Genomic DNA, 14,082 nt, shown 5'->3' with positions numbered 1-14,082 from the left:
TGATGACCCTTTTTAATTATGATTCCGCTTCTACACCTTCTTCGTACATTTCGTTAATCGCCTCTGCATATTTCTTTTCTACAATACGGCGTTTAACTTTCATGGTCGGGGTAATTTCACCTTCATCTATATTGAAAGGATTTCGCTTGATCTTGAAGTTTTTAATGCGTTCAAATTTAGCCAGTTCGCCAGAGATTTTTTTGATATCCTGCTCCATCCAGTCGATAATTTCCTGGTTGCGGATAAAAGGATCAGCTTCTTCAAAAAACGACGGCTGAAGTTTAAAGGTTTCTTCCAGCGTTTCCCTGTTCGGGATAATGATAGCCGTGATAAATTCGCGTTTATCGCCAATTAAAAACAACTGATCAATTTTTGGGCTCTTTAAATAAATATTTTCTACAGGAGTAGGGTATACGTTTTTGCCGTATGCATTTACGATCATGTTTTTTAAACGGTCGGTAATCTGCAGGTTACCTTTATAAAAACGACCAATGTCTCCGGTGTGGAACCACATGTCTTTATCAATTGCTTCAGCAGTTTCGGCAGGTTTGTTAAAATAACCTTTCATTACGCAGTGACCTCGTACAATTACTTCTCCTTCTGCACATTCAAAATCTTCCTCAAAAGTATGGTGTGTTTGGATGCTTAGTATTGCTTTGCTTTCTACATCTTGTATGCCCACCTCAATACCAGGAATCACTCGGCCAACAGTACCATAAACCTGTCTGTGATATTCAGTTACCGACATTACCGGTGAAGTTTCCGTTAAACCGAATCCTTCCAATATTTTAATGCCCAGATCGCCAAAAAACTCACCCACATTTTTAGGTAGTGCAGCTCCGCCTGAAATCATGAATTTTAATCTTCCACCTGTTTTTTCCTTGATTTTGCTGAAGACCAATTTCTCGGCGATTCCTTTTTTTGCCGATAGGATAAGGCCTGGATTTTTGCCAGCCTCTTTTGCTAAACGGTATTTATTGCCGGTTTCTAAGGCCCAGGTAAATATTTTTGCTTTTGTTCCTCCACCTGCGGTTCCTCCTTTTATCGCTTTATCATGAATGCGCTCCAGCAAACGTGGTACGCAACTCATTACGGTTGGACGCACTTCGCCCATGTTTTTAGCCAACAATTCTAAACTTTGTGCAAAGGCAATTTTACAACCCTGTGCACAGCAAACATGATACGTAGCTGTACGTTCGAATACGTGAGATAAAGGCAAGAAAGAAAGGAAAGTTTCCGTTTGATCGATCACCGGGATTTGCTGCAAACATACTTCCACATTTTTAACAAAATTATAGTGAGTAAGCATCACACCTTTTGGCGTTCCGGTAGTACCAGAGGTATAAATTAATGAAGAAACATCCTGAGGCAATACCAGGCTTCTGCATTGGTCAATTTCGGCCCTTTCGGCAGCCGTAACCTGATGCTTAAGCGCAAGAATATCTGAAAAAGCAATTACTTCTACATTAACATCTGCAGGGATAGTAACCTTTTCGAAATCTTTAAAAGCAGGAATAATATATTTTAATTCTTTACAATTAGCCGCAACTTTTAAAACCTTACGGTAAAGAAAATTATTCCCAACAAGAATAGCTTTTATGCCAGAGTCGTTAAGAATATAGGCTACTTCCTGCTCAGAAAGCGTAGGGTAAATAGATACGTTAATTACGCCAATTTGCTGGATGCCCTGATCATAATATACATATTCAGGAGAATTTTCTATCATTAAGCCTAAACGATCACCCTTTTTTATTCCTTTTCCTAAAAAGAATGCAGAAACAGCATCGGCTCTTTTTAAGGTGTCTTCATAAGAAATTTCAGCCCATTCTGCGCCTTGTTTATGGATTAAAAAGGTTTCCTGAGGTTTATGGATGTTTTTTACAACATTCCGTAACAAAGTAGGAACAGTTGAAAACTCGTTTATTAATGGCATGCTCGTAATCTGAATATTTGTTATTTTAACAATTATAATACTTTTAGCTCTAATAATGGCAACAGTATGATAAACGCTAAAATTAAATAAAAAAATATAAAATTTGAGCGACTACAAAAGACCGTAAGAAAGAGGACAGCAGTTTTGTTTAAAAATTAATGGAATACCTGGTTTTAGGTAGATCCATATAGTGGTTTACCGTTATTTTAATCTATTTGAGCCAAATTATTAGATATTGGCACTTCAGTTGCAATTGGGCGTTTTAAAACTTAGAATTAAAAATTGTATGATGAAGACAACAAAAACAAATTTAACTATGGTAGCCAAAGGATGTGCATTTGCTTTAATAGTAGGTGTAGTGCTACAATTTGCGGCTTGCTCTAAAAGCAAAGATATTAATCCGAACGATGAAGAAATCTTGAGTAAAAAAATAGAAGATATTATTCCTCAACAGTATGTGGATAGCTTAACCAAACTGGGTTTTACTATAAATAAGGGTACTACGCCACCAAATATCGATGGCTCTTACTTATTTAAGCCTTTCACCATAAAAAACAGTAATATACCCAACGACTCTTATACGCCTGGTTATGTACTTATGGATGGCGTAGTTAAATTTTATGAGCAAAGTACCAGCGATTTCAGTATTAAAATGTTGGGTAAAAACTTTATTGGTGCAGCAGATACAAGTGTCGTAACCGCCATAAGTGGGAGTGGAAATAAATTTACAGTTTACGGAAAGGTAAAAGCGTACAGAAATGGTGGTTATAATTTTTTCGCTTTTTTAATGACTGGGGAAAAAGAGGGGAATAATATTAAAAATGGAATTGCAGGAATCATAAACATCGACGACTCTCACAGCGGACCTAATACCATTAGAGAGGGGCAAGGCCGAGTTGCCTTTGATGGCGATTATACTTCTGAACCTACAGATTTTAATAGCAAAACCGCTGCGATTACTGAAAGAAATACCATGAGCAGTAAACCATCCCAACTCAAATAACAAAGAAAGCGGCTTGGGAAATCTCCCGAGCCGCTTTTTTATTGCTGTTAAATTTATACAGAAAAACTTTCGCCACAGCCACAGCTACGGCTTGCATTAGGGTTTATAAAGTTGAAGCCTTTTCCGTTTAAACCATCGGTAAAATCTAATTCAGTTCCAGCCAGGTAAAGGAAAGATTTCATATCCAAAGCAATCTTGATTCCTTTATCTTCAAAAAACTGATCGCCTTTTTGTTCCTCGTTATCAAAATCCAGATTGTATGATAATCCCGAACAGCCACCACCTTTTACCGAAACACGTAAAAAGTAATCAGAACCCATTTCCGAGTCCTGCATTAAGTGGTCTATTTTGTCTTTTGCTTTATCTGTTATTGTTATCATAGTATCGAGTATTTAGTATACAAGTATCAAGACTGTAATACTTCAATCTTGATACTTGATACTTGTTAATGGTGCGATTTTTCCAATACAATAGCTTCTAAGCCATTTTTAATGCGGTAATCGTTAATCGCTGATTTAATTGCATCTTCTGCCAATACTGAGCAGTGGATTTTTACCGGTGGTAAAGCTAATTCTTCAACAATATCCATGTTATCGATAGATAAAGCCTCGTCAATTGTTTTTCCTTTTAACCATTCTGTAGCTAAAGAAGAAGAAGCAATTGCCGAACCACAGCCAAACGTTTTAAATTTAGCATCAGTGATTACGTTGTCCTCTCCAACCTCAATTTGTAAACGCATTACGTCGCCGCACTCAGGTGCACCAACTAATCCTGTTCCTACAAATTTACTGTCTTTATTTAAAGTACCTACGTTACGTGGGTTATTGTAATGGTCAATTACTTTTTCTGAATATGCCATGTTTTCTATTTCTTAAGCCTCCTTTCGGAGATAATTTTATTTATTAATTATATCGCTTTAGCGTTTGGCGAATTGTGTAAGGCGTTGGCCAATGAACCTTCTGCCTTAAACCTTCCAGCCCTCTACCTTTTTCCTGGTTTTCAATTACCAGCTTGCTTACTCAAAACTGCAAACTGCCAACTCCAAACTGAACTAGTGTTCCGCCCACTCAATTTTACTCAAATCGATTCCTTCTTTAAACATTTCCCAAAGTGGAGAAAGTTCTCTTAAGTGGTTAACTGCTTTTTGAGTTACTTCAATGGCTTGATCAATTTCTTCTTCTGTAGTAAATCTTCCTAAACCATAACGGATGGAAGAGTGCGCTAAATCATCAGATAAACCTAAACTTTTCAATACATAAGAAGGCTCTAAAGATGCTGAAGTACAAGCCGATCCTGAAGATACCGCTAAATCACTCATCGCCATCATTAAACCTTCACCTTCAACATATTTGAAAGAAATATTAGCTACGTGTGGTAAACGGTGTTGTGTATTACCATTAACATAACTCTCTTCCATTTGGTTTAAAGTGCTTTCCAGCTTGTCGCGTAGCGCAGATAAACGGATTGATTCGCTTTCCATCTCTAAACGGCAAAGTTCGCAGGCTTTTCCTAAACCAACAATACCAGGAACGTTTAAAGTACCGGAACGCATGCCGCGCTCGTGGCCACCGCCGTCCATTTGTGCAGTTACTTTAACCCTTGGGTTTTTACGGCGAACGTAAAGTACACCAACACCTTTCGGACCGTACATTTTGTGCGCAGAGAAAGCCATTAAATCAATACCATCAGCATTTACATCAACAGGAATTTTACCAACTGCCTGCGTAGCATCAGTCATAAATAAAGCGCCGTGTTTGTGTGCAATTGCTGCAATTTCTTTTACCGGTTGTATTACGCCGATTTCGTTATTGCCATACATAATCGAAACTAAAATAGTTTCAGGAGTCATAGCAGCTTCCAATTCAGCTAAATCAATTAAACCGTCTTCTTTAACACCTAAATAAGTAACGCGTGCGCCATTTTTCTCTAAGTGTTTGCAGGTATCTAAAACTGCTTTATGTTCAGTAACCGCAGTAATAATGTGGTTACCTTTTTCTTTGTACATTTCAAATACACCTTTAATGGCCAGGTTATCGGCCTCAGTTGCACCTGAAGTAAAAATAATTTCTTTTTCAGTACAGCCGATCAATTTGGCTACCTGCTCACGGGCATAATCTACACCCTCTTCAGCCACCCAGCCAAAAGCGTGATTACGACTTGCGGCATTTCCAAATTTCTCAGTAAAGTAAGGTAGCATTGCTTCCAGCACACGTGGATCTAACGGTGTTGTCGCATTATTATCTAAATATATCGGCTGTTTCATCTCTATTCTGTTAATTATATCACAAAGATACGAAAAAACTTATTTAACAATTATAAATAATAGCTATGAGCTTATAGATAAAAGCCGCATTTTTACATTCACATAACCTTATAATCTATGAATAAGATAGAACACATCGGCATCGCGGTAAAAGACCTCAACAGTTCCATAGCGATTTATCAGAAACTGCTTAATACCGATTGTTATAAAACGGAGCAGGTTGTGTCCGAATCGGTGAATACTGCTTTTTTTAAAACCGGCGAAAACAAAGTAGAGCTGCTTCAGGCTACTGCTCCGGATAGTGCAATTGCTAAATTTATTGAGAAAAAAGGAGAGGGAATCCATCACATTGCTTTCCTGGTTGATGATATTCTGGCGGAAATGGAAAGGCTGCATAAAGAAGGTTTTGTACTGCTCAGCGATTCTCCAAAAAAAGGGGCAGATAATAAGATGGTATGTTTTGTGCATCCTCAAGACACCAATGGCGTGCTGATTGAAATTTGCCAGGAGATTAAATGGGTATAAAGGAAGATGGGAGAGGTAAAATGGGAAATGGGTGATTTTTGAGATCTGTCATCTTCTCGCATGCGGGGATCTTAAAGCAGTTGGCAAGCCTTTTTTTTGAAAACGAATGGTTGTGTATTCCAAAGCACCTGTAATCCTGCTAACCGCTGTAGTCCCGATGAAGAATCGGGAGCTGCCGCTTTTATCAGGTTTATTTAATGTTGGACTGTGGTTCTTCGGAAAATGCAAATTGCCTAAACCCAATATTAACAACTCCTATTCTAACACGCTTTAATCTTAAAATCCTGTAATCTTAAAAACCCTATTCTATGTCATTAATCACTATCATCAGCAAAGATTTTGATATACCGGATAACCTTTCCGAAAGCCAGTTGCGCGCTGCAATGGTTGATGCTTTTGCTTACCTCATTGATAACGATTTTCCGAAACTGATCCAGCTATTATATAAGGCAGATGTAGATCAGTATAAATTAAAAGAATTACTGGAAACGGTAGAAGGTTCCGGTTCGGCAGAAGTAATTGCCGATGCTTACATCGCCCGTCAGAAGGCTAAAATAGAAACCTGGAAAAAATATAGTCCGAAAAAGGATTAGGATGTTTCTTCTTGTGCCGGATTAAAGCGGTTATACATATCCATATCAAAAAAAGAAATGGAATTGATTTTATCGGCTTTCAGTACGAGATCTGTTTTCAGTTCATCGGTATTCGCTACTGAGCCGTCTTCAATATAACTGGCATAAACCGTTAAATACTGCGTAGTAAAAACCAGTTCTTTATCATCAGCCTTGCGGTAACCGCTAAAAGCTGGGGTAATGCGAATGTAACTTGTAGTAAAGGGTTTTGGCAATTCTTTAACCCAGCCAATGTAAAATTTGCCGCTATCCATAGTAAACTGTAAAAGGTGGGCGTCGAAAAAAGATGAACTTAATAACAGTTCAAATTCATTTCCAGAAGTAGCGATGGCTCTTTTAATGGCTTTAAGGCGGTTGATAAAAAGATTCGCGATTTCTGTGGCAGCTACAGCGACTAATAACGATAGACTGGTGGTCCCGAAATAAGGCGCGTGGATAGGGAGCAATTTGCTAAGCTGTTCGACCGTTTCAGGCCAGATGGCAATAAAAATTGCCCTTAATATAAAACATGCACCGAGTAATAAGATGCCAGCAAAAGCAGAGTTTAATAAGATACGCTGACTTTCAAGCCGGTATTGTACATACCGCAGGTACCTGAACCTGATTAATATATAATAGCCGCCTACAAGAGGAAATAAAAGTAGGTTAAAAGGCATCTATAAGACTATTTCTTGTTTTTATCCTTTTCTATCTTTTTAAAAATACTCGATTGCATTAATGCACCCACCATTTCGATAACCCTTGGCTGCGCAAAAAAATCAGGACTTTTAATGTAGAGCTTTCCGCTGCTATCGGCATGAATGATGCCATCTAATTCGCCATGTTTTCTCATATACCAAATTTACATATATTTTTTAAATATCTGAAAAACAATATTCAGGTAGAAAAAGTTTAGCTTTGCATCCATCTGTTTTTAAGTACTTTTGGCTAAACCGGAAGTAGAAAAGCCATATAAATTAAAATTCTTTAATTAGGCTTGTAAATCAAAAATAAAATTAAGATATTTGCATCCTCTAAAATAGAGGTAGAAAGACTAATAGGAAATGTCATAAGCGTTGTTGCCAGCAAATTGCAAGAATGTTCTTGATGCTTTCACACAAATAACTAAAAATAATATTCAAATGAAAAAAGATTTGCACCCAACAAGCTACAGACCAGTTGTTTTTAAAGATATGTCTAACGAATATGCTTTCTTAACAAAATCTTGTGTAGATACTAAAGAAACAATTAAATGGGAAGATGGTAACGAGTATCCTCTTTATAAATTAGAGATTTCTCATACTTCACACCCTTTTTATACTGGTAAAATGAAATTGGTTGATACAGCAGGACGTATCGATAAATTTAAAAACCGTTACGCTAAGAAATAATTTTAGCAACAAAAAGCATTTTTTGAAGTCCCTTTGCCAAAAGCATCGGGACTTTTTTTATTTTTGCTGCTTATGACAATCAATCTATTTGATGATGCTTCCTGGATGTCTCTACGTCCGCTTACGTTTACCAGGCCCGTGGCCGATTTACGCATTGGTATTTTAACTATTGCCGAAAAATGGGCCAAATATTTAAAGGCCGATTTTGGTTTTCAAACCCAGGATTACCTTTCCATAAAATTTGCACCAAAGCCTAATGCAGATTTATTCATAAACGGTTCTGTTTGTCCTGATGAAGCTTTGCTTAATGCTATTTCAGATCTTAAGGCAGGTGAAGCACTTTATAAAAGAGATGTTGTTGTAGCTTACATTTCGGATCAACACGGTTTTGAAGCCGTTAAGTCGCTAAAGCAGATTGAATACCAGGGAGATTTTATACGGATTGTTTACCCTGAACATGTTTTCGGGAATAATCCAGCGGAGATCAGAAAAGATTTTAAATTGTTAACCGAAGGACGCAGTTCCGCAAAACTAAGTGGTACCAATCAATTGATCGGCGATGATGTTTTTCTCGAAGAAGGTGCAAAAGCCGAATGCAGCGTGTTTAATAGTACTTATGGACCAATTTACATCGGTAAAAATGCCGAGGTTTGGGAGGGTTCTTTAATCAGGGGATCTTTTGCACTTTGCGATAATTCATCCATTAAAATGGGTGCGAAAATATATTCGGGCACTACAATTGGCCCAAATAGCCGTGCAGGAGGTGAAATTAACAATGCTGTAATCTGGGGTAATTCAGCGAAAGGCCATGAAGGATATCTGGGCAATTCGGTAATGGGGGAGTGGTGTAATATCGGTGCTGATACCAATAATTCGAATTTAAAAAATAACTACGCAGAAGTAAAACTTTACGATTACGAAAGCCGGAAAATGCGGAATACCAACCTACAGTTCTGTGGATTGATCATGGCCGACCATGCCAAATGCGGAATTAATACCATGTTTAATACCGGCAGTGTAGTGGGGGTTGGTACCAATGTTTTTGGTGCCGGTTTACCGCCAAACCATATTCCTGATTTTAGTTGGGGAGGTGCAAGTGGTTTTGAAACCTATAGACTGGATAAAATGTTCGGAACAACCGAAAAGGTATTTGCAAGAAAAGATATTGTTTTTGATGAAACAGAAAAGAACATTCTTGAGAAAGTATTTGAATTAACCGAATCGTATAGACGATTTTAATATAAACCTGATCTGAAAGATCAACCAACCATTAAATAATACAAAATGAGAAAAAAGATTGTTGCCGGTAACTGGAAAATGAATTTAGATTATAGCGAAGGTGTTTCGTTGTTCAGCGAAATTGTAAATATGGTTAAAGATGAGCGCAAAGGCGATCAGCTGGCTATTATTTGCTCCCCGTTTATTCATTTAAACAGCTTGGCAAAATTGGGTGGTAACGATGTTAAAATTGGCGCTCAAAACATTAGCGATAAGGAAAGTGGAGCATATACAGGCGAAACTTCGGCAAAAATGGTGAAATCTGTTGGTGCAGAATATGTAATTTTAGGTCACTCAGAACGCAGACAATATTTCGCTGAAAGCGATGCATTATTAGCTCAAAAAACTAAAGTTGCCCTGGCAAATGGTTTAACACCAATTTTCTGTATCGGCGAAACGCTGGACGAGCGTAATAACGGTAGCTACTACGAAGTATTGAAAAAACAATTGGTAGAAGGTATTTTTAGTTTAACCGAAGAAGATTTCAAAAAGATCGTGATTGCTTACGAGCCGGTTTGGGCAATTGGAACTGGTTTAACCGCTTCTCCAGAGCAGGCACAGGATATTCATGCTTTTATTCGTAGTGAAATTGAAGCAAACTATGGTTTCAATGTAGCTGATGATACAACCATTTTATATGGCGGTAGCTGTAACCCGGGTAATGCGGCAAGTTTATTCTCTCAAAAAGATATTGATGGTGGCCTGATTGGTGGTGCATCGTTAAAATCACGCGATTTTACAGATATTATTAAAGCATTAAACAGTTAAATGCAATACATTAAAGCAATATTTACATTCAAAGGTATCGAAGATTATCAACAGGATCTGCTCATCAGCGATCTTGCCGATTTAGGCTTCGATACTTTCGAAGATAATGAGGGTGGTTTTACAGCTTTCATAATTAAGGATAATTTTAGCGAGCAGGAACTAAAAGACCTGTTAGGTAATTACAGTGAAGAATTTGCAACAGATTATACTCTGGAAGATGTTGCTGATGAAAACTGGAATGCTGAATGGGAGAAAAACTTCAGTCCACTGATTATTGATGATGTATGTTATGTAAGGGCAACCTTTCACGAGCCACAGCCATCGTATCCTTACGAGATTGTAATTGATCCAAAAATGGCTTTCGGTACTGGTCACCACCAAACCACCACCATGGTGATGCAGTATATTTTAGCCGCCGACCTCAAGGACAAAAATATCCTCGATATGGGCTGTGGGACCGGAATCTTAGCTATTCTTGCAGCAAAACTGGGTGCTAAAAATTTAATGGCCATCGATTATGATGATATCTGTTATGAAAGTACGTTAGAAAATGCCGCACTTAACCATGTAGATAATTTAAAGGCACTTTGTGGAAGCAAGGAAGTCATTCCTGATGAGGAATATGATGTTATTTTTGCCAATATTAACCGGAATATCCTTTTAGATCAGATCCACCGTTACGCTGATGTTTTAAAACCAGAAGGCAAAATTTTCTTCAGTGGCTTTTATTTAGATCCTGATTTGGCAATTATTACCGCCGAATGTGCTAAATACGGCATTAAATACGTTGATCATAAACAGAATGGTGATTGGGTAGCGGCACAGTTTGAGAAAAAGGTAGAAGGGTAGAAGGTGGAAGGTTAAAAGGCAGAAGGCTTAAACGCCATACGCAAACCGCTAAACGCAATTAAAGATTTAGGGCGTAAAGTTTGTTGTTGTATCTCCAGTCTCAAATCTCATATCTAGCATCTCACATCTAAAACAAAAAAATATGCGCATACATTTTATAGCGATTGGTGGAAGTGCAATGCACAACCTGGCCATTGCCTTACATAAAAAAGGTTATCAGATTTCAGGTTCCGACGATGTAATTTTCGAGCCTGCAAAATCACGTTTGGATAAGTATGGTTTATTACCTGCTGAAATGGGCTGGGCTGAAGACCGTATATCCAAAGATTTAGATGCAGTAATTTTAGGTATGCATGCACGGATTGATAATCCTGAATTGTTGAAAGCGCAGGAATTAGGCGTTAAAATCTATTCTTATCCTGAATATATTTACGAACAAAGCAAAAATAAACTGCGTGTAGTAATTGGCGGCAGTCATGGTAAAACAACCATTACCAGTATGATTCTGCACGTGCTAAATTATTATAAACGTGATTTCGATTATCTTGTTGGAGCACAATTAGCGGGTTTCGAAACCATGGTAAAAGTGACGGAAGAAGCTCCCGTAATGATTATTGAAGGCGATGAGTATTTATCATCACCGATTGATAGAAGACCTAAATTTCACCTGTACAAAGCCAATGTTGCTGTAATCAGTGGTATAGCCTGGGATCATATCAATGTGTTTCCAACTTATGCCGATTATACCTTGCAGTTTGATAAGTTTATTGATACCATCGAAGCTAATGGGACTTTGATTTATTGTAAAGCAGATGCTGACCTGAATGAGATTGTATCCAATTCAAAAGCTAATGTAAACAAAATAGCTTATGCCATTCCCAAACATGAAATCAGGAACGGAATAACCTATCTGCTGCCGGAAGAAACGGCTTTAAAGATCTTTGGCGATCATAACCTGATGAACCTGAATGCTGCGAAACTGGTATGTAAAGAATTGGATATTAATGAAAATGAATTTGATACGGCCATTGCTTCATTCACTGGGGCTGCCAAGCGTTTAGAAGTGATTTCAGCAGATGAGTCGACCAATGTTTACAAAGATTTTGCGCATTCGCCTTCAAAATTAAAAGCAACTATTGATGCAGTTAAAGCGCAGTTTACCAGTAGGAAACTCGTAGCTTGCATCGAACTACATACCTTTAGCAGTTTGAATAAAGACTTTTTAAAAGAATATACCGGTGCAATGGACAAGGCTGATGAGGCAATCGTATTTATCGATATTAAATCTTTTGAGCAAAAACGCATGGAGCCTTTTTCTGAAGATGACGTGCAACAGGCTTTCGCGAATCCTAAACTGAAATTTTTTAACGATGCTGCGAAACTGAAAGGTTATCTGCTAAGCCTCAATTATAAAGATACTAACCTATTGATGATGAGCTCTGGCAATTATGCAGGTTTCGATCTGCCTGAACTGGCGGCCGCTTTAGATAAATAGATATGAGATGTTAGATTTGAGACTTGAGAGGGATTTGTCTCAAATCTAATATCTCACTTCTCAAATCTCATATCTAATTAAACTATGAAAAGCATCGGTGATCGTATTAAACAAAGTAGACTGGCTTTAGGGTTAAGTCAAGCTGATGCTGCTAAAAAATTAAATATCTCTACTCCGGCTTTCTGTAAAATAGAAACGGGACAGACTGATCTCAATATTTCCCGTTTACTCCAGATTTCTAAAACCTTTAAAGTTCCCGTTGTACAGTTGATTGATAGTCAATCAGGTGGAGACCCCTCTGCAGAATTGAGCGCACTTAAAAAAGAACTGATCGAAAAGGAAGAAGAAATTAATAAACTCCGTAAAAAGGTAATTGACCTTTATGATAAACTAGGAATATAAAATTCGGTATATTGCATATTGAACAGATTAATTATCATTATTAAGCTATTTAATAGAATAAAATTCATTTTTATTTAAATTGTTTTGAATTTTGTTCTAAATATTTATATTTTTATTGAATGGTAATTGAAAATAATTTTAGTCTGGATCATATCGATCTGGCTATACTCAGGCTCATGCAGGATAATGCCCGGATCTCGAACGTAGATTTAGCGAAGGCATTAGATCTTGTTCCATCAGCCGTGTTGGAACGCGTAAAAAAACTTGAGAAAAAGAATGTAATTACCGGTTACAATGCCAAAGTAAATCCTGTTGCGGTTGACTTAAAGTTGCTGGCTTTTATTTCCATGAAATCTTCGCAAAGTTTCAGCTGTAATGATACAGCGAGTGAATTGGCAAAAATCCCCGATGTACAGGAAGTACACGTAATAGCCGGTGATGATTGTTTCCTGGTGAAAGTGAGAACTACGGATTCGGCATCTTTGATGGCTTTATTACGTGATGAGTTTAGTAAAGTTCCCAATATTTTATCCGTGAAAACAACGATTGTGTTAGAAACGGTAAAAGAACAGCAACAATTAGTCATTCCCGAAAAATAAAACCATGACAAATTTAAATAAAACGGCATCTCCGGTAATGGTTTACCTGGCTTTTGCTATCGTATATATTGTTTGGGGGTCTACTTATTTTTTCATTCAAAAGGCCTTGGCCGGTTTTCCGCCGTTCATCCTGGGAACAGTTCGTTTTTCCATCGCGGGAGTTTTAATGTTAAGCTGGTGTAAAATAAAGGGAGAGGATATTTTTAATAAGAGAACCATCAAAATTGCTACAATAAGCGGCATTTTAATGCTTGGTTTAGGTAATGGAATCGTAATCTGGGTAGAACAATTTATACCAAGCGGTTTAGTGGCTATTATGGTAGCTTCGGCAGCAATATGGTTTGTGATTCTCGATAAATCACACTGGAAAGAAAATCTGAGCAATAAATATATCGTTTCAGGTTTAATTATCGGATTTTTAGGGGTTGTACTCTTGTTTGGAGATCAGATTAGGCTGGCGCTTGATAAACCTCAAAGTAACTTACAGATTATTGGCATGGTGCTGCTGGTTTTTGGACCAATAGCATGGGCAGGGGGATCGCTTTATTCTAAATATCATCCTACTACAGGTAGTTCGGTTTCTGTTAATACGGGGTGGCAGATGTTGATGGCCAGTTTGGCTTTTTTACCAGGAGCATTCGTGAAATCAGAATTTAAATTATTGGATTGGGGTAGTATATCACTGGATGCGTGGCTATCCATTATTTACCTGATCTTATTCGGTTCCATTGCAGCATTCAGTGCTTATGTGTGGTTGCTTAAAGTACGTCCGGCTACACAGGTGAGTACTTATGCTTATGTAAACCCAGTAGTTGCTGTATTGTTGAGTTTAACCTTTACTAATGAGGTAATTGGCCTTACGCAGGTGATCGGACTGGTAATAATTTTGGGAAGTGTACTGCTGATTAATCTTCCGAAGTATAAAAGTGTGTAGTTTATAACTTAAACGTCATTTCGACTGTAGT

At 37.7% G+C, this 14,082-nt stretch carries 17 protein-coding genes; 11 read left to right on the top strand and 6 right to left on the bottom strand.

From position 1 onward, the window contains the following. Nucleotides 1-16 precede the first annotated feature (16 nt). A complete protein-coding gene (locus tag FFJ24_RS11820) occupies nt 17-1,933 on the bottom strand; it encodes a long-chain fatty acid--CoA ligase (RefSeq protein ID WP_138821690.1) in 1,917 nt (638 codons plus the stop codon). Between the two features lie 286 nt (nt 1,934-2,219). Between FFJ24_RS11820 and FFJ24_RS11815 the strand changes: the two genes are divergently transcribed. Then, on the top strand, nt 2,220-2,936 hold the full coding sequence (locus FFJ24_RS11815; protein ID WP_138821689.1) for a hypothetical protein: 717 nt from the start codon (nt 2,220-2,222) through the stop codon (nt 2,934-2,936). A 53-nt stretch (nt 2,937-2,989) separates the two neighbouring features. Here the strand turns inward: FFJ24_RS11815 and FFJ24_RS11810 are convergent, their stop codons facing one another. The 3 genes from FFJ24_RS11810 to FFJ24_RS11800 form a co-directional block, all read right to left on the bottom strand. Beyond that, nucleotides 2,990-3,316 carry an iron-sulfur cluster assembly accessory protein gene (locus FFJ24_RS11810; protein WP_121284726.1) on the bottom strand — a complete coding sequence of 109 codons (327 nt, stop codon included), beginning with the start codon at nt 3,314-3,316 and terminating at the stop codon, nt 2,990-2,992. Nucleotides 3,317-3,381: 65 nt separating this feature from the next. Next, entirely contained in the window at nt 3,382-3,795 is a 414-nt protein-coding gene (gene iscU / locus FFJ24_RS11805; RefSeq protein ID WP_138821688.1) for a Fe-S cluster assembly scaffold IscU, read from the bottom strand. Nucleotides 3,796-3,987: 192 nt separating this feature from the next. Continuing rightward, the gene (locus FFJ24_RS11800) at nt 3,988-5,199 is read right to left on the bottom strand and encodes an IscS subfamily cysteine desulfurase (RefSeq protein WP_138821687.1); all 1,212 of its coding nucleotides are present in this window, start codon (nt 5,197-5,199) and stop codon (nt 3,988-3,990) included. 117 nt (nt 5,200-5,316) lie between these two features. Here FFJ24_RS11800 and mce point away from each other — a divergent pair, with 117 nt between their 5' ends. Beyond that, on the top strand, nt 5,317-5,724 hold the full coding sequence (gene mce, locus FFJ24_RS11795) for a methylmalonyl-CoA epimerase (protein WP_138821686.1): 408 nt from the start codon (nt 5,317-5,319) through the stop codon (nt 5,722-5,724). A 308-nt stretch (nt 5,725-6,032) separates the two neighbouring features. Further along, a complete protein-coding gene (locus FFJ24_RS11790; protein WP_138821685.1) occupies nt 6,033-6,317 on the top strand; it encodes a hypothetical protein in 285 nt (94 codons plus the stop codon). On the opposite strand, the gene FFJ24_RS11785 is transcribed toward FFJ24_RS11790, so the two are convergent. Together FFJ24_RS11785 and FFJ24_RS26110 are read right to left on the bottom strand one after the other, a co-directional pair. Then, the gene (locus tag FFJ24_RS11785) at nt 6,314-7,012 is read right to left on the bottom strand and encodes a hypothetical protein (RefSeq protein WP_138821684.1); all 699 of its coding nucleotides are present in this window, start codon (nt 7,010-7,012) and stop codon (nt 6,314-6,316) included. The two genes, FFJ24_RS11790 and FFJ24_RS11785, sit on opposite strands and share 4 nt — an antisense overlap. Nucleotides 7,013-7,020: 8 nt before the next feature. After that, nucleotides 7,021-7,188: a hypothetical protein gene (locus tag FFJ24_RS26110; RefSeq protein WP_165902591.1), complete on the bottom strand. Its 168-nt coding sequence runs from the start codon at nt 7,186-7,188 to the stop codon at nt 7,021-7,023. A 289-nt stretch (nt 7,189-7,477) separates the two neighbouring features. On the opposite strand from FFJ24_RS26110, the gene FFJ24_RS11780 reads away from it, so the two are divergent. From FFJ24_RS11780 to FFJ24_RS11745, 8 genes are all read left to right on the top strand, one after another. Then, entirely contained in the window at nt 7,478-7,726 is a 249-nt protein-coding gene (locus FFJ24_RS11780; RefSeq protein ID WP_025142617.1) for a type B 50S ribosomal protein L31, read from the top strand. Nucleotides 7,727-7,798: 72 nt separating this feature from the next. Next, on the top strand, nt 7,799-8,965 hold the full coding sequence (locus tag FFJ24_RS11775) for a putative sugar nucleotidyl transferase (protein WP_138821683.1): 1,167 nt from the start codon (nt 7,799-7,801) through the stop codon (nt 8,963-8,965). A 45-nt stretch (nt 8,966-9,010) separates the two neighbouring features. Further along, nucleotides 9,011-9,772: a triose-phosphate isomerase gene (gene tpiA, locus FFJ24_RS11770; RefSeq protein WP_138821682.1), complete on the top strand. Its 762-nt coding sequence runs from the start codon at nt 9,011-9,013 to the stop codon at nt 9,770-9,772. Then, a complete protein-coding gene (gene prmA, locus FFJ24_RS11765; protein ID WP_138821681.1) occupies nt 9,773-10,621 on the top strand; it encodes a 50S ribosomal protein L11 methyltransferase in 849 nt (282 codons plus the stop codon). 142 nt (nt 10,622-10,763) lie between these two features. Then, nucleotides 10,764-12,116, top strand: coding sequence for a UDP-N-acetylmuramate--L-alanine ligase (gene murC, locus FFJ24_RS11760; protein ID WP_138821680.1), 1,353 nt, complete (start codon nt 10,764-10,766; stop codon nt 12,114-12,116). An 84-nt stretch (nt 12,117-12,200) separates the two neighbouring features. Continuing rightward, nucleotides 12,201-12,518 (top strand): helix-turn-helix domain-containing protein, encoded by a 318-nt coding sequence (locus FFJ24_RS11755; RefSeq protein ID WP_138821679.1) that lies wholly within the window; start codon nt 12,201-12,203, stop codon nt 12,516-12,518. Between the two features lie 119 nt (nt 12,519-12,637). Beyond that, nucleotides 12,638-13,117 (top strand): Lrp/AsnC family transcriptional regulator, encoded by a 480-nt coding sequence (locus FFJ24_RS11750; protein WP_138821678.1) that lies wholly within the window; start codon nt 12,638-12,640, stop codon nt 13,115-13,117. A 4-nt stretch (nt 13,118-13,121) separates the two neighbouring features. After that, complete coding sequence (locus FFJ24_RS11745) at nt 13,122-14,051, top strand: EamA family transporter (protein ID WP_210419508.1); 930 nt, start codon at nt 13,122-13,124, stop codon at nt 14,049-14,051. Nucleotides 14,052-14,082: the final 31 nt, after the last annotated feature.

It is taken from the genome of Pedobacter sp. KBS0701, assembly GCF_005938645.2.
In the GTDB taxonomy this organism is placed as follows: domain Bacteria; phylum Bacteroidota; class Bacteroidia; order Sphingobacteriales; family Sphingobacteriaceae; genus Pedobacter.
The sequence above is the reverse complement of the archived record's forward strand: the minus strand, read 5'-3'. Positions and strand labels throughout refer to the sequence as shown.

Bases quoted from the DNA above. Each gene is read 5' to 3' on its own strand.
- FFJ24_RS11820 (WP_138821690.1), bottom strand. From the start codon at position 1,933: ATGCCATTAATAAACGAGTTTTCAACTGTTCCTACTTTGTTACGGAAT.
- FFJ24_RS11815 (WP_138821689.1), top strand. From the start codon at position 2,220: ATGATGAAGACAACAAAAACAAATTTAACTATGGTAGCCAAAGGATGT.
- FFJ24_RS11810 (WP_121284726.1), bottom strand. From the start codon at position 3,316: ATGATAACAATAACAGATAAAGCAAAAGACAAAATAGACCACTTAATG.
- iscU (WP_138821688.1), bottom strand. From the start codon at position 3,795: ATGGCATATTCAGAAAAAGTAATTGACCATTACAATAACCCACGTAAC.
- FFJ24_RS11800 (WP_138821687.1), bottom strand. From the start codon at position 5,199: ATGAAACAGCCGATATATTTAGATAATAATGCGACAACACCGTTAGAT.
- mce (WP_138821686.1), top strand. From the start codon at position 5,317: ATGAATAAGATAGAACACATCGGCATCGCGGTAAAAGACCTCAACAGT.
- FFJ24_RS11790 (WP_138821685.1), top strand. From the start codon at position 6,033: ATGTCATTAATCACTATCATCAGCAAAGATTTTGATATACCGGATAAC.
- FFJ24_RS11785 (WP_138821684.1), bottom strand. From the start codon at position 7,012: ATGCCTTTTAACCTACTTTTATTTCCTCTTGTAGGCGGCTATTATATA.
- FFJ24_RS26110 (WP_165902591.1), bottom strand. From the start codon at position 7,188: ATGAGAAAACATGGCGAATTAGATGGCATCATTCATGCCGATAGCAGC.
- FFJ24_RS11780 (WP_025142617.1), top strand. From the start codon at position 7,478: ATGAAAAAAGATTTGCACCCAACAAGCTACAGACCAGTTGTTTTTAAA.
- FFJ24_RS11775 (WP_138821683.1), top strand. From the start codon at position 7,799: ATGACAATCAATCTATTTGATGATGCTTCCTGGATGTCTCTACGTCCG.
- tpiA (WP_138821682.1), top strand. From the start codon at position 9,011: ATGAGAAAAAAGATTGTTGCCGGTAACTGGAAAATGAATTTAGATTAT.
- prmA (WP_138821681.1), top strand. From the start codon at position 9,773: ATGCAATACATTAAAGCAATATTTACATTCAAAGGTATCGAAGATTAT.
- murC (WP_138821680.1), top strand. From the start codon at position 10,764: ATGCGCATACATTTTATAGCGATTGGTGGAAGTGCAATGCACAACCTG.
- FFJ24_RS11755 (WP_138821679.1), top strand. From the start codon at position 12,201: ATGAAAAGCATCGGTGATCGTATTAAACAAAGTAGACTGGCTTTAGGG.
- FFJ24_RS11750 (WP_138821678.1), top strand. From the start codon at position 12,638: ATGGTAATTGAAAATAATTTTAGTCTGGATCATATCGATCTGGCTATA.
- FFJ24_RS11745 (WP_210419508.1), top strand. From the start codon at position 13,122: ATGACAAATTTAAATAAAACGGCATCTCCGGTAATGGTTTACCTGGCT.